This window comes from Streptococcus penaeicida (genome assembly GCF_002887775.1).
GTDB lineage: Bacteria > Bacillota > Bacilli > Lactobacillales > Streptococcaceae > Streptococcus > Streptococcus penaeicida.
Genome location: NZ_LOCM01000113.1, coordinates 1 through 209, shown reverse-complemented (window position 1 = coordinate 209; position 209 = coordinate 1). Strand labels below are relative to the sequence as shown.

The 209-nt window shown below is 48.3% G+C and carries 1 tRNA gene; it reads right to left on the bottom strand.

The features are described from left to right. Positions 1-55: 55 nt before the first annotated feature. Positions 56-127, bottom strand: a tRNA-Ala gene (locus AT575_RS10500). Positions 128-209 lie beyond the last annotated feature (82 nt).

Genomic DNA, 209 nt, shown 5'->3' with positions numbered 1-209 from the left:
CCTAATTTTCTACAGAAATTTCGGCTAGCCGAACATCTCTTTGTATCCTAGATAATGGAGCCTAGCGGGATCGAACCGCTGACTCCTGCGTGCAAAGCAGGCGCTCTCCCAGCTGAGCTAAGGCCCCACAAGACCTCTCAAAACTAAATAAGACAATTCCAAATGTTTCCATTTCCTTAGAAAGGAGGTGATCCAGCCGCACCTTCCGA